The following is a 12,976-nucleotide window of genomic DNA, read 5'->3' as shown; positions in this document are numbered from 1 at the left end:
CGTCCTCAGCGTGTGCGGCTGATCCGTATCCCCGTGGGAGATATCCGGTTTGGACAAGGAAGGTGTTCGCATGACCGAGCACACGTGGCCCGTTCCCTTCGAGGAGACACTGCGCACCTATCTGGCCCCCCTTCGCCCCGGCGAGCCGATCTCTCCCGACCTCAGCCTCGCCGACCACGGTGTGGACTCCTTGGCAGCGGTTAGCCTGCTACTGGACCTGGAGGAGACGTTCGGAGTGGCGGTTCCCGACCACATGCTGACCGCGAGCATGTTCGCGACGCCGGCCGGATTGTGGTCGGTCATCGACTCGCTGCTGGTCCAGAGCTTGACCGAATGACCGTGAATGACCGTGGTCGTGAGCGACCGCGTCCACCGGCCGGTTGCTCCGCCCCAGCCGGTATGCCGCCGCGACACCGGCCAGCTGGTCGGCGCGGGCTCGTTCTCGGTCGCAGTCTCCCCGCGCAGAAGCTCTTTTCATGGGTTCACGAAAGGCTCAACATGCAACAGGCGAATGCCGCGGCCGCGGAGACCCAAGCCTTGACCTGGCTGGCCGATCTAAGCCTCAGGGAGAAGGTCGGGCAACTGTTCATGTCGCACGTGCACGGTCACACGTCCATGCACGTTCCACCATGGGCGGCGCAGAGGAATCTAGCGGATTTCGGCGTGCAAGATGCGCGAGAGCTAATATCGACCTACCACTTGGGAGGTGTAATCTATTATAAATGGGCGGTAAATCTGGTGAACCCTCATCAAATCGCCCGGCTGTCGAATGACATCCAGCGTGAGACACCGACCGAGCTCTTCATCGCGATCGACCAAGAGAATGGCCGGGTGGATCGGCTGGGGACGGCGTTCACCCAGTTTCCGGGAGCGCTGGCCCTGGGAGCGACCGAAGACCCGCAGCATGCACATGCCGTCGGCCGCGTTGTCGGAAAAGAGCTCAAGCGGGTCGGGATCAACCAGATCTACGCTCCGGTGTGCGATGTCCTGGCCGACTCGAACAACGCGGTCATAGGCACTCGTTCGTTCGGGAGCGACCCGGCTCGCGTCGGCGCGTTCGCCGCCGCAAACACCTTGGGCCTGCAGCAGTATGTTTCGGCGGTAGCCAAGCACTTTCCGGGGCACGGAGCAACCGATATCGACTCCCATACGTCGCTACCCACGATCCAGCGGGACCACGACTGGAGCAGGTGGGATCTACCTCCTTTCCTCGATGCCATCCGAGTAGGTGTCGATGCCATCATGACCGCCCATATATCCGTTCCCGCCCTGGACCCCCGTGGACGGCCCGCGACGCTCTCGCGACGCATACTCACCGACATACTGCGGAGCGAACTGAACTACTCAGGGCTGATCATCACGGACGCCCTGGACATGGGTGCCATCGACTCGGCGGATCAATCTCATGTCGTGGAGGCGTTCCAGGCCGGCGCCGATCTGCTGATGCGGCCGTCCAACCTTCCGAACGCGTACGATGCCGTTCTCCGAGCGGTCGAATCGGGAGAGATCGGCGAGGACCGTCTGCACGAATCGGTACTGCGGATTCTCCGGGTGAAGGCACGCCGACGCATTCTGGGTGGCGCACCGGTAGACCTGGCAGGCATTTCAGAGGCGGTGGCCGTTCCCGAGCACACAACGATCGCCCGGACGATCGGACATGCTTCCGTCACGTTGATCAAAGACGACGCCGGGCTACTCCCCCTACATGCTGGTCGATACACGCGCGTGCGGGTGATCGCCACCTGCGACAGCCCGGCCTTCCTCGTCGCGAAACGATTGGCCGACAAACTGGCTTCCGCCGGCCACCCCTCGGCTCCTACCGACCTGCATCACCTGCCGTCCCTCGACGACGTCAAGCGCTTGACGCGGAACGTCGAGCCTACCGACTTGATCATCGCGATGACGGAACGCGCCTGGATAGGGGAACGCTTCGGGCAGCGCGAGCTCGTGTCGGCCCTCGCGGGCCTCAATGTCCCGATCATTCATGTCTCTCTCGCCGAGCCCTTCGACATCACACACCTGTCACCCGACCTCGGCACCGCCCTCTGCGCCTACTCGGCGTCCCTGCCTTCTGTCGATGCGCTGGCGGATATCCTCACCGGCCACCATTCCCCGAGGGGAACCCTGCCGGTGAGCATGACGAACGACAGTTCGTGAACTGGCCCTCGCCTGGTCCCGCGGACGGTCGCAGCGGTCGAGCCCCTGGTCGGCACCGGCCGCCCTACTGGAAATTGTGGTGACGTTGCTTGCGGAGCAGGTCATCCGGGTCGTCTCTCTCGCGTACGAGGTAAGACCTCCCCTCGTGGACGAGCACCTCGGCGGGGAAGCCGTGGCTGATGAACAGGCCAGGGGACGCGGAGAGCCCGTACGCCCCTGACTGGAAGATGCCGAGGACGTCACCGATGCGGGGCTTCGGCAGCAGGACATTCCTGCCGAGCAGATCGTTGGGCGTACAGAGGAGGCCCGCGACCTGGCAGACTTCATCGGGCCCGGCCGCGTCCTCCAAGAGCCTGATGGGGAAGTTCCTTCTCGCGATGGAGCCGATGCCCACGGCGGGCAGATGATGGTGGGTTCCCCCATCGGTGATCACGAAACTCTGCCCGTGGGATTCCTTCACCGAGCGCACCCGGACGAGGTATACGCCAGCGGCGGCGACCAGGAACCGCCCCATCTCCAGGATCATCCTGGTGTCGGGGTGGTTGCGGGCGAACCTCTCGATCGCCGGGTTCATGACCTCCGCCAGCGCATCCAGATCGAGTGCGTGCTCGCCTTCGAAGTACGGCACGCCAAACCCACCGCCGATGTCCACGGCATCCAGGCGTATTCCCGTGGCGGCGGCGACCTCCTCGGCCAGGTCGAGCGCATAGCGGGTGTTGGCTGCGATCGCCTGCCAGTCCAGGATCCTCGAGCCGCAGTAAACCTGGACCCCGGCCAGGTCGGCGTGCCGGAACCGGTTGGCGAGCCCCGGCTCGGCCAGCAGCGCCTTCTCGTCGATGCCGAACTGCCTCGGTTTCCCGCCCATCGCCAATCGCGCGCCCGGGGCGGACGAGGCCGGGTTGATCCGCAGGAGCACCCTTTGCCGCACGCCGCGCTCGCCAGCCAGGCGCTCGATCCGGTCGAGTTCGTCGAAGGCCTCGCAGACAATGGCGTAGATATTGGCCGATATACATGCGGCGAGTTCGTCATCGCTCTTTCCGGGGCCCAGAAAAATGATGTCCTCGGGTACCGCACCGGCGGCGAGAACCGTTCTCAGCTCGCCGAGAGACGAAACCTCGGCCCGCGCCCCGTTCGCGTGCAGCAGCGCGAACACGCTGATATTTGGATTAGCCTTCAGCGAGTAGAAGACCTCCAGACGAGGATGCAGGACATTTCGAACATGAGCAAGCGTCCTGGTCATGCGGGAACCCTCATACACGTACGTGGGCGTCCCGAACTCCAGCACCAGATCGTGATAAGGAATCTCCATCACAGCCTCCTGGCCGCAAAGAACCGATTCTCGGAAGACAGCGAAATACCGTCACCACGTCATAATGACCTGTGACGAGCACCGGACATCGTCCTCATCATGAAATACCACAGCGAGCAGGCCGTCCGGTAGGACGGACCGGGAATACCCGCGCGAGCGTTGCCGGGCCGAGGGCGCAGTTCAGCCGTCCATAGAGGAGTGCACATGAGTTGCCTTTTTGATGTACTGGAAAACGCCGCTCACGTTCACGGCGATGCCAGGGCCGTCGGCCTGGGCGACCAACGCCTCACGTACGGAGAGCTGCATCATGCCGCGCTGGGCGCCGCCACGTGGCTGCACGAACAGGGGGTGCGGCGTGGCGACAGGGTCGCGATCCTGCTCGCCCAGTCCCTCCTGACGGTCCCGCTGCTGTACGGCTGCGCCCGCCTCGGGGCGCCGTTCATCATCCTGCACGAACAGGTGCGAGGCCCTGCTCTCGATCACATCCTGTCGGATGCCGAGCCCTTCCTCCTGGTCGGCGACGATCCGGCGGCCCTGACCCAGGCTCGGGCGGCCGGGGCCCGCGCGGTGGGAGTCGACGATCTCGTCATGGCGACCCACGCGCCAGTGACGGATGGATCCTGGGCGGCGCCCCTGGCCGTGGACCCGGTCTGCCTGATCTATACCTCAGGAAGCACCAGCCTGCCCAAGGCAGTGGTCTCGACCCACGACCAGTTGCTCTTCGCCGCCCAGGCCATCCAATCCCAGCTGTGTTACCGGCCGGGCGACGTCGTTTTCGTCTGTCTTCCGCTCTCCTTCGACTACGGGTTGTACCAGCTCTTCCTCGCCGCCCTCAGCGGCGCCGCAGTCCACCTGGCAAAACAGCACGAGGCCGGTCCCGTGCTGGTACGCAGCCTGCGAGAATCGAGCGCGACCGTGTTACCGGCCGTACCGTCTATGGCCCAGAACCTGGTCCGCATGCTCGACAGGTTCGGCGGTGAGCTGCCGAAGCTGCGTCTGCTGACGAACACCGGCGCCGCCATGCCGGAAGATGTCCCTGCCAGGCTGCGATCACTCCTGCCCGGGCTCCGCATCCAGCTCATGTACGGCCTCACGGAGTGCAAGCGCGCGACGATCATGCCGATGGACGAGGACCTGCGCCGTCCCGGATCGTGCGGACGCGCCCTGCCAGGCACCGAGGTGTTCACAGTGGACGACCAAGGGCGGCGGCTGCCTCCCGAGACCTACGGGGAGATCACGGTCAGAGGGCGGAACGTCATGGCCGGCTACTGGCGCAGCCCCGGTTTGACCGACGAACGTTTCCCCAGAAGGGACGGGCTTCTCCCCGAGCTGAGAACCGGCGACTACGGGCGGGTGGACGTCGATGGATATCTCTATTACTCGGGGCGTCGTGACGACATCTACAAATCCAACGGCTTCCGGGTGAGCGGCATCGAGATCGAGACGGCCTGCCTGCGCATTCCGGGAGTCGACATGGCGGCCGTGCTTCCCCCCAACAGGGCCCGGAAAGAGGCCGTGCTGTTCGTGTCCGGCCTGCTCGACGCCTACGACGTACTCAAACAGCTCGGCGCACAGATGGAGCAGTACAAAGTGCCGAAACGATGTGAGGTCCTCCCAAACATGCCGATCAACCACAACGGCAAGATCGACAGAACAGCGCTGTCGTCACTCCTGGATTAGGCACGCGCGCCGTCGGCGAGCGCGTCGGAGTCCCAGACCAGGTTCGTGGCCAGGGCACCCTCCACCAGTCGCCCCCACATGGCCCGGCGTCTCGGCTTCCCGCTCGTTGTCCGCATGACAACGCCGCGCGGCACCACGAATACGATCACCCTCAAGCCGCTCAGGTGCCTGGCCACGGTGCGGCCGATGTGCTCGGCGCCGGCCTCCATGCCTCCCTCGACCAGCACGGCGACCGTGTCGCGCCCCTCAAAGGAGCCGACCAGCGCCACGGTTTGCCGCGGCCGTGGCGAGACCCTGGTCGCCACCTGTTCAGCGTCCTCGGCGAAGAGCCACCGGCCGTACCGCTTGACCCCGTCGCCGAGGCGGCCGACGACGTACAGCTGCCCGCCTCGCACGAAGCCGGCGTCTCCGGTCCTCAGCACTCCGCCGAACTTCTCGATGCTGCCGGCCTCTCGCACATATCCGGCCGCCAGGGACTCACCTCGCACCTCGATCTCACCGAGCGTGCCTTCCGCGACCGGGCCGCCGTCCTCGTCCACCACTCGCATCTCCACCCCGCGAATCGGGGCCCCGCAGGCTACCAGCGTCGTTCCCTCGCCTTCGCCGGTGACGACGTGGACGGGGCTGCCGAGCGCCAGCCTTCTCCCGTCCACAGTCATGGTGCTGAGGTCCGCCGCGCACGGACTGCCCGTGACAGCAAGGGTCGACTCCGCCATGCCGTACGCCGGGACGACCACCTCGGGCCGTAGGCCGCACGGCGCCAGCAGGTCCAGGAACCGGCGGACCACGTGGGCATGGATGCGCTCGGCACCGACGACGGCCACCCGCCATCTGCTGAGGTCGAGCTCGGTGATCTGGTCCTGCCGTACGCGGCCGGCGATGTGCGCCAGCCCGAACGCGGGCATCGCGGTCACCGTCGCGCCGTTGTCCCCGAAACACCGGAGCCAGCGCAACGGCGACCGCACGAAGTCCTCCGGCTGCATCAGCCACATATCCGACACACCTTCGATCGGCAGCAGGAACATGCCGACCAGCCCCATGTCATGGTGGAGCGGCAGCCAGCTCGCATACGAGTCGGTGTCGGTGATCTCCAGCCAGGTGTGCATGGCCGACACATTCGACTGCAGGGAGGCGAAAGGCACCGCGACACCACGAGGAGGTCCTACAGACCCCGAACTGAACTGGATCACTCCGATCTCTGGTGTCGCCGCACGCGTCTCCAACGGCGCGATGTCGTCTGGAATGTCGGTGACGACGGCGCATCCATGCGCACCTACGACGGGCTCGATGATCGCCGCCACATCGTCCGTGGTGGCGACCGCGGACGGTGACACCATCCGGACGATTCGATCGAGATGGTTCAGGTACGCCGTCCGGTCCCGCAGCACCGAGGGCTGTGCCACGGGCGAAGGTGTGGCGCCCAGCAGGAGCGCGGCGAAGAAGTCGGCCATGAACTCGGGCGAGGTCCGCCGGACCAGAACGACCACGTCGCCGGCGGACACTCCTGCCGCCCGCAACCGGCTCGCCGCCCGCCTGGTCAGCAGGGCCAGGTCGGCGTAGGAGTAGAAGCTCCACGTGCTGCCGTCCCGGTCGAGGATCCGCATGCCACGGTCAGCCGGTGGGTTCTCCAACCATGTCAGCAGTGCCACCCTCGTCCTCCTCGGCCCCAGCCACGTGGCGGCCACCGCGCACGTCAGTACGTCTCTACCTACGGGATGTGAAGACAGTCAATGAGCATGTCGAACGTCTGTCCCAACACCGGGATGCCGTTCGGGCGCGCCATCGCACTGGCTTGCGGGCGTACAAGAGTCTGATCATTCGCCGGACGAGCAGACTGGGATAATCTGAAGGCCGCAGGCCCCACGTCGCCTCGATGGATCGTCGGTCCGGTCAAGACGTGAGCATTGCCCCCGCGTCCGCGCGACCGCCTCACCGCCTGCCGCCACGCAACGGTCAGCTCATCAGTGACGAGCGACAATCGCAGAGAGGCCATGCATGTCCGACACCCACGCGTGCACGCGTCACGACCATGAGGCTCTCCGACCGAAAGTAGACGATGTCGTACAACGGATGGTCGGAATGTTCGCACCGGAGCCTTCCGAGCACGCTCACCTCGACGCCCGGCTTCTGGAGGACCTGGGGTTCGACTCGATGCGTTTGCTGGAGCTCGCCTTCAATCTGGAAGACCTCTTCATGATGGATCCGGCGAGTATGGGCGAGGCTCCTCCGGTCGGCACCGTGAGCGAGCTGTGCGAGTACCTCACAGAGAAGGTGTGCACGAATGAGGCCACGCTGCCGGCCATGGGCGCCGTCGAGGCCGCCATCGACGCCGCCGCGCTGGACTTCCTGTAGCCCGAAGCCCGATCGCCCCGGCCGGCCTGCTCGCGTTCGGGCTGATCCATCCCCGGCCGGCCAGCCCGGGCCTTGGCTAATCCGTCCGCGTCACGGCCTCTCGCAGTAGGGCCCTGTCCTGGCCCGGAGCCTGGTAGGTGGACAACACACCGACCGCCTTCTCGGCCTCGGGCGAGCCGACGGCGCGGCTGAGGCCCCGCAGGCGGTCTGCCAGCCGGCCGCCGAGCCACTCCACAGCGACGCCGGGAACGGCGGCATCCGTCTCCGTCACCCCGTCGGGCAGCCCCAAGGTCACGCGGCACGCGGGCGACGCCAGCTCGCACACCGCCAGCAGCGCCTCGATCTCGGCCAGCACGGCCGCCAGCTCGAACCGGAGGGCTTGTTCGGCGGCCCAGCGGCCAGTGGCGCGCGCGGCCCGCGTCACTCCGTCCAGCGCGAGCGCCAAGTCCGCCAGCGCCTCAACGGGCGCGCTACCCGACTCGGACGCGAGATCGCCGCACCGACCGGCCAAAGCGGGGGCGTAGGGCCGCCAGGTGCGACGCGTCGCACGGATGGGCTGCGGCTTGGCCAGGTAGACGCTCCGGAGCGCGTCCGTGCTCGGACGGGTGCGCGCCGTGGTGGCGAAGCGCATCATCTGCGCGCCGAGCTCGTCGAGCATGACATGACTGGTGCCGTCGAACACGCCATACAGCGGCACGTCACGGACGAACCGGGCGTAGGGCAGGGACTCAAGGAAGGCGCGTGCCCCCAGGACGTGCCGTCCCTCGCCCACGGCCTCCTCCGCGAGCCGGCAACAGGCGTACTTGGCGACCGCGCCAAAATAACCTGCTCCAGAACCGAACCGATTGCTCGCATATGCGGCCTTGACGGCCAGGGCCGCGATGACGACGTCAAGGACTGTCATGCGAACGAGGTGCTCGGCGATGGCACCCAGCGACACGATGGGACCGCCGTACACATCACGCGTTCTCGCGTGGCGCAGCGCGATCTCAAGTGCTCCGGAGACCGCGCCGGACGCGAACGCGGCAACGCCTCCATGCGACAGCATCAGACTCTTCTGGACGATGGCGAAGCCCTCCCCCAGTCTCCCGACCACTGCGTCGTCCGGCGCCCACGTGTCGCGGAACCGCACGCCGGAGATGTCCGCCGCCCGTACCGGCATGGTCCGCCACCGGGGCAGCGGCTCGACGGTCGCGTCGCGTTCCAGCAGGAAGAGGGAGAAATCGCGAAGCCCGGCCAACCGCTGCTCGGCAGGAGGTCCAGGGCGGGTACGCAGGAACGCCATCAGCAGGTCGTGCTCTGATCCGCCGTTGATGAGATGCTTCTCCCCCTGGAGCGTGAAACCGCCGTCGCCACGTCGTGCGGCGGCCTCGTTGCGCAGCAGGTTCGAGCCGTGGTCCAGCTCGGTGAGAAGCATCGCCGCGGACGCTCCGGCACGCAGGCGCCGGGCCACCCACCCGCACTGCTCGTCGCTGCCCGACAGGTACACGGGCAGCAATGCCAAGGCGGTGCTTCCGATGGAGACGGCCAGGCTCCCGCTCCGTCGCGCCGTGAGCGCGTCGAGCGTGTTCAGTTCCAGGCAGTTGGCCCGGTCCGGCACGAACAGCTCGGCCAGGGCCCGAGCGCGGAGGCCACCGATCACGGCACGCGGATACGCACCGCGCCGTTCCGCCTCGTCGAGCATCGCCGTCGTCGACGGCTGCGCGAGATAATCCTCGATGTCACTCAATGGCCCGGTACGGCAAATGTCGTCCCGCATCAACCGCTGCCAGGCGATCTCGCCCCGATCGGTCATCGGCGGCCACCCACCGAGCGTCGCAGCAGGGACAACTGCTCCATGTGTTCCCGCACGCCCTCGGTGAGCAGTTCCAGCTTGGCCAGACTACTGATGATTTTCGAGAACATCAGCCGGCGGAAATCACACATCACCGGATCCGTCGTCGCGAACTCCACCCCGGCCGCCACATTGATATCCATACGCTCCCACACCTCTTCGAGCCGGAATCGGCGCGACATGAGCAGTGCCGACTCCTTGATGAACTCCTCCCGATCGGACTTCTCCCGGCTGCTCAGCTCGTTGGACAGTCCCTCCAGAGCGAGCACTCCGAACGCCACATGCCTGGCCTCGTCCCGCGCGACCAGCCTGGTGATCTGCCGGATGATCGGGTCGAACCCCGAGACCTGGCTCATCCTGAAGACGGCGAGCGCCAGCCCTTCCACAATGATCTGCATACCGAGGTAGATGATGTCCCAACGACTATCGGACACGATGTTCGACAGCATCGCGTGGAGTGCCGGGTTGATCGGGTAACCGTGCCCGAGCCGCTCAAGGTACATGGAGAAGGCCTCGACGTGCCGCGCCTCGTCAGTGACCTGGCTGGCGGCGTAGAACTTGTCGTCGAGGTCAGGGGCGGTCTCCACCAGGCGGGCGGTCGCCAGGAGCGCGCCCTGCTCGCCGTGGAGGAACTGGCTGGTGATCCAGGCGTGGTACTCCCAGCGGTAGTCGTTCCACAGCTCCCTCGGTACGGGGCAGTTGTCAGGGCGGCGCGCCTGCGCCGCCCCCGTCGACGGACTGTCCGTCAGCGGAGCTCCGTAGTGCAACTGCGGCGTCCAGTCGATGTCGGTCACCGCATTCCATTGAGCTGCCTTTCCCTTTTCGTAGAGGGCACGCAGCCTCGGCTGCTTCGCGGCGTAGTCCCAGTTGAATCTCGTGATGACCAGAGATTCGATGTCGGTCGATCCGATCCTTTCCGTCATGAGGACTCCCTGTCTTCCCTCAGCCGCGTGTCGCCGGGTCACGCGGGCAGTTCCTGGATGTAGGCCTTCCGCCGGCCGACCGGCATGGAGGGCCGCTGGGGACGGCGTACCTGATCGCCCGCCTTTGAGCACGGGCCGCACGGTTCAGGTCTTCGCCCCAGGATGCGCGGGCAGTTCGGACAGGACCGACGAGAGGATCTCCAATGCCTGTTCGACCTCGGCGACGCCCGCCACCATCGGCGGCATCAGTCTCAGCGTGGCGGGCCTGCTCATGCACGGCGACACCAGAAGCCCGGCGTGCGCGAGCCGTACGATCAGCTTCGCTGTGAGATCCTCGGAGGGCAGGTCGAGACCCCATAGCAGGCCTCTCCCCCGCACCTCCTCGACGAGGTGAGCGTGCTCATGCCGTATGCGCGCCAGCCCGCGTTCCATCGCGGCGGCCACCACCCGCCCCTGAACGGCCGACGCCTCGATGGCTTCGAGCGCGACGGGCAGGGCCGCGCACGCCAGCGGGTGCCCGGAGAACGTCGTCGAATGAACGGTGGGATCAGCGAGCAACGGCGCGTACAAGCGCTCGCTACACACAGCGGCCGACAGCGGCAGCACGCCGCCTCCCAGCGACTTCCCCAGCAGGACGGCGTCGACAGGGAGCCCCGTGACCAGCGCGAGCGAGCGCTCGCCGCAGCGGCGAAGACCGGTCTGGATCTCATCGGCGACGACGAACGTGTCGTGGTCGGCCGCTGCCGCACACCACGCGCGCACCACCTCACCGTCCAGGGGGCGGACCCCGTTCTCCCCCTGCAACGGCTCGAACACCAGGGCCGCCACGTCCCCTGCGGCGCACTCCCTCGCCACGGCGTCCGGATCGTCCGGTGAGACGTGAACCACTGGTGCCAGCACGTCGTGCAGCCCGCCGCGAAAGCGCTCATGGTGCGTGAGCGCCAGCGCCCCGAGGGACTTGCCGTGGAAGCCTCCTTGCACCGCCACGATCCGGTCGCGTCCACTCGCCAGGCGCGCGAGCTTGATAGCGGCCTCTACGGCGTCCGCGCCGTTCGCTCCGAAGAAGACGCGGTTGAGCGCGCCGCCGAGATAGGCGGCGAGCGCCGCAGCGGCCGCCGCGGTCACCGGGTTGGTGAGCAGCCGGGTGGCTGTCGGCATGAGGTCGAGCTGGCGGTGCACGGCCTCCAGTACGTCGGGGTGCCGGTGCCCCAGGATCGTCACCGCGTAGGACCCGAAGTCGAGCGCGCTCCGCCCGTCGGACAGTTCCACGTGGCATCCAGACGCACCGACCTCGACGGCCCCGTTGCCCGTCAGCCGGCCGCTGAGTGCCTGCTTCGGCGGCAAATGGCGTTTCATGTGAGTGAAAGCCATACGTGCGGTCGCGGAGGGAGCAGCGGTGGTGTGCATTCCTAATTCGCCCAAGACAGGCCCTCCGGGTGTGGGGAAAGCAGCTCAGGGTCTACACGGACGGGCGATTCCAACACGTCAGCCACCTAAGCAGCCTTCTGCGCTGTTTGGCCAGCGCAAGACCAAGCCCATTAGGGGAGGCGCCGACGCGGCTCGAAGCACGTATTCGCCTCCGGACGAAAAGGGTGCACCGCTCCGCCCGAAGGTAATCGTGTTCGACTGATTCGGCAGCACTAGTCGAACGGCCGCACGGTGCGGAATCAGTCCCGGCGCAGCCGTCTGGTCCGTACCTCGGCGGGAACGGGATCGCCCTCGTGCGCGACTATCCACGTCGGTCCATCGCCGATGCGCACCAGCATTGTTCCCGGCGAGCGGAAACCGGGCCAGTCACGCGCGTCAAGCAGCCCCATGTCGACCATCAACCTGATCAGCACCGGATCAATCGGCACCCATCGGTCCCCCACCAGAAACTCCGCCCAGTTGTGGCGGGAGGAGTACGGCGGGGCGACGATGAATCCGAATGATGGCCGCACCGGTACTCCATGGCGACGACCCTCGCGCACCAGGAACTCGGTCGTACCGCGGCAGTCGGACAGACCGGTCCGCCGGATGAAGTCGAGATCGGTCTTGAGCGGTCCCGGGAGGTACATGAATTCCAGTCCCTCCATGACCTCGAGGATGTGCCGGCTTTCTGAGGGAAGCAACGGCCATTCTGTGTCGAGGGAAAACGTGGTCTTGTACGAGGCGCCGCCGTCCGCCGGGATTTCGCAATCGACGTGCCCTCCGCCCGGTAGCGCGAATCTGTAGCGGCAGACCGATCCATGGCCGGGCGTGGGGCAGGTCGCGTGATAGAAGATTTCATAGGTTCGCGCCTGACCACCCGATTGGTTGAGGCTGGCCGCCCAGAACCGTCGGGCCGCCAGCGCGACCGGCCCGAACCCGAGGCGCAGGGCTACGTTGCGCAGATCCAGATCGTCCATGCGCGGCCCGTCGGGCCCACCGGCAGCCGGCAGTCCGTAAGCCAGCAGGCGTTCCAGTAGCTCACGAGTGAAGCGGTAGCCCCGGATCGCGTCGTCCATCGACATCGTGAACGCCCGCGCCTCGTCGGGGATGAGCTTGAGCTTCGGCAGCAAGGTGCGCATGTGTCGGTCAAGCTCATCAGTCAGGTCCATGGCCACGGCTGGCTCTCCTCACCCGGGACGGCCATCGACAGGAGGCCCGCCTGGCTTCGGCACCGTTCCCGATCGTCTATGGCAGCTGTTCATATGGCGGCCTGCGTCCGCGAATATCACCGAACGCGACTGATCGCATCGT

Annotated in this window: 10 protein-coding genes; 4 read left to right on the top strand and 6 right to left on the bottom strand. The window is 66.6% G+C overall.

Features of this window, described 5'->3' with window-relative positions:
* The first annotated feature begins 70 nt into the window (after window positions 1–70).
* Both H4W80_RS02660 and H4W80_RS02655 read left to right on the top strand, forming a co-directional pair.
* Window positions 71–337 (top strand): acyl carrier protein, encoded by a 267-nt coding sequence (locus tag H4W80_RS02660; protein ID WP_192783589.1) that lies wholly within the window; start codon window positions 71–73, stop codon window positions 335–337.
* A 161-nt stretch (window positions 338–498) separates the two neighbouring features.
* Window positions 499–2,157, top strand: coding sequence for a glycoside hydrolase family 3 protein (locus H4W80_RS02655; RefSeq protein ID WP_192783588.1), 1,659 nt, complete (start codon window positions 499–501; stop codon window positions 2,155–2,157).
* 64 nt (window positions 2,158–2,221) lie between these two features.
* Here H4W80_RS02655 and H4W80_RS02650 read toward each other — a convergent pair whose 3' ends face one another.
* Window positions 2,222–3,466 carry a type III PLP-dependent enzyme gene (locus H4W80_RS02650; RefSeq protein ID WP_192783587.1) on the bottom strand — a complete coding sequence of 415 codons (1,245 nt, stop codon included), beginning with the start codon at window positions 3,464–3,466 and terminating at the stop codon, window positions 2,222–2,224.
* A 204-nt stretch (window positions 3,467–3,670) separates the two neighbouring features.
* On the opposite strand from H4W80_RS02650, the gene H4W80_RS02645 reads away from it, so the two are divergent.
* Complete coding sequence (locus H4W80_RS02645; RefSeq protein WP_192793227.1) at window positions 3,671–5,146, top strand: class I adenylate-forming enzyme family protein; 1,476 nt, start codon at window positions 3,671–3,673, stop codon at window positions 5,144–5,146.
* Here H4W80_RS02645 and H4W80_RS02640 read toward each other — a convergent pair.
* A complete protein-coding gene (locus H4W80_RS02640; RefSeq protein WP_192783586.1) occupies window positions 5,143–6,795 on the bottom strand; it encodes an AMP-binding protein in 1,653 nt (550 codons plus the stop codon). The genes H4W80_RS02645 and H4W80_RS02640 overlap by 4 nt on opposite strands.
* Window positions 6,796–7,141: 346 nt before the next feature.
* Here H4W80_RS02640 and H4W80_RS02635 point away from each other — a divergent pair, with 346 nt between their 5' ends.
* A complete protein-coding gene (locus H4W80_RS02635; protein WP_192783585.1) occupies window positions 7,142–7,498 on the top strand; it encodes an acyl carrier protein in 357 nt (118 codons plus the stop codon).
* Between the two features lie 76 nt (window positions 7,499–7,574).
* Here the strand turns inward: H4W80_RS02635 and H4W80_RS02630 are convergent, their stop codons facing one another.
* The 4 genes from H4W80_RS02630 to H4W80_RS02615 all read right to left on the bottom strand — a co-directional run bounded on the left by H4W80_RS02630 (window position 7,575) and on the right by H4W80_RS02615 (window position 12,834).
* Window positions 7,575–9,293 (bottom strand): acyl-CoA dehydrogenase family protein, encoded by a 1,719-nt coding sequence (locus H4W80_RS02630; protein WP_192783584.1) that lies wholly within the window; start codon window positions 9,291–9,293, stop codon window positions 7,575–7,577.
* The gene (locus H4W80_RS02625) at window positions 9,290–10,255 is read right to left on the bottom strand and encodes a ferritin-like domain-containing protein (RefSeq protein ID WP_192783583.1); all 966 of its coding nucleotides are present in this window, start codon (window positions 10,253–10,255) and stop codon (window positions 9,290–9,292) included. Before H4W80_RS02625 ends, H4W80_RS02630 begins: the two co-directional genes overlap by 4 nt.
* A gap of 144 nt (window positions 10,256–10,399) precedes the next feature.
* Window positions 10,400–11,611 (bottom strand): aspartate aminotransferase family protein, encoded by a 1,212-nt coding sequence (locus tag H4W80_RS02620; protein WP_225964414.1) that lies wholly within the window; start codon window positions 11,609–11,611, stop codon window positions 10,400–10,402.
* 311 nt (window positions 11,612–11,922) lie between these two features.
* Window positions 11,923–12,834: a transglutaminase-like domain-containing protein gene (locus H4W80_RS02615; protein WP_225964413.1), complete on the bottom strand. Its 912-nt coding sequence runs from the start codon at window positions 12,832–12,834 to the stop codon at window positions 11,923–11,925.
* Window positions 12,835–12,976: the final 142 nt, after the last annotated feature.

The organism is Nonomuraea angiospora (genome assembly GCF_014873145.1).
Taxonomy (GTDB): domain Bacteria; phylum Actinomycetota; class Actinomycetes; order Streptosporangiales; family Streptosporangiaceae; genus Nonomuraea; species Nonomuraea angiospora.
Note: the sequence above shows the minus strand (reverse complement) of the source record. Positions and strands in the feature narration are given on the sequence as shown.

Excerpts from the sequence above, each read along its gene's own strand:
- H4W80_RS02650 (WP_192783587.1), bottom strand. The coding sequence starts at position 3,466 with ATGGAGATTCCTTATCACGATCTGGTGCTGGAGTTCGGGACGCCCACG.
- H4W80_RS02620 (WP_225964414.1), bottom strand. The coding sequence starts at position 11,611 with ATGAAACGCCATTTGCCGCCGAAGCAGGCACTCAGCGGCCGGCTGACG.
- H4W80_RS02645 (WP_192793227.1), top strand. The coding sequence starts at position 3,671 with ATGAGTTGCCTTTTTGATGTACTGGAAAACGCCGCTCACGTTCACGGC.
- H4W80_RS02660 (WP_192783589.1), top strand. The coding sequence starts at position 71 with ATGACCGAGCACACGTGGCCCGTTCCCTTCGAGGAGACACTGCGCACC.
- H4W80_RS02625 (WP_192783583.1), bottom strand. The coding sequence starts at position 10,255 with ATGACGGAAAGGATCGGATCGACCGACATCGAATCTCTGGTCATCACG.
- H4W80_RS02655 (WP_192783588.1), top strand. The coding sequence starts at position 499 with ATGCAACAGGCGAATGCCGCGGCCGCGGAGACCCAAGCCTTGACCTGG.
- H4W80_RS02615 (WP_225964413.1), bottom strand. The coding sequence starts at position 12,834 with ATGGACCTGACTGATGAGCTTGACCGACACATGCGCACCTTGCTGCCG.
- H4W80_RS02635 (WP_192783585.1), top strand. The coding sequence starts at position 7,142 with ATGTCCGACACCCACGCGTGCACGCGTCACGACCATGAGGCTCTCCGA.
- H4W80_RS02630 (WP_192783584.1), bottom strand. The coding sequence starts at position 9,293 with ATGACCGATCGGGGCGAGATCGCCTGGCAGCGGTTGATGCGGGACGAC.